Consider the following 382-nt stretch of genomic DNA (forward strand, 5'->3'; position numbering starts at 1 on the left):
GAATTGCTTCCGTTTAGTTTCCAGACTGATGTGATCGGTTAAAGCCATGACTGAAGCTGCTCTGATTTTACGTGCCCGTCTGAATGAGGCTTTTGCCGGTGAGACACTGAAAACAGCAGTTGTGCTGGGGTCCGGTCTTGGCGGGCTGGTTGGTGAACTCGATGATCCGGTGCATATCCGCTATTCAGATCTGCCGGATTTTCCTAAAAGCGGTGTCAGCGGCCATGCGGGCGAGGTGGTTTTCGGTCGCCTTTCCGGCAAACTGGTGATGGTGCTGGCAGGTCGTGCGCATTATTACGAGCAGGGCAATGCAAGTGCCATGCGTCCAGTGCTGGAAACACTGAAAGCACTCGGTCTTGAAATGTTGATCCTGACCAATGCT

General features: G+C 52.9%; 1 pseudogene. It reads left to right on the forward strand.

From position 1 onward, the window contains the following. Window positions 1–46: 46 nt before the first annotated feature. Window positions 47–382 (forward strand): annotated as a pseudogene (locus tag HBA93_RS19155) (purine-nucleoside phosphorylase); the annotation flags it as partial.

Origin of the sequence: Ochrobactrum sp. SFR4, assembly GCF_019730395.1 — a bacterium.
Classification (GTDB): Bacteria; Pseudomonadota; Alphaproteobacteria; order Rhizobiales; family Rhizobiaceae; genus Pseudochrobactrum.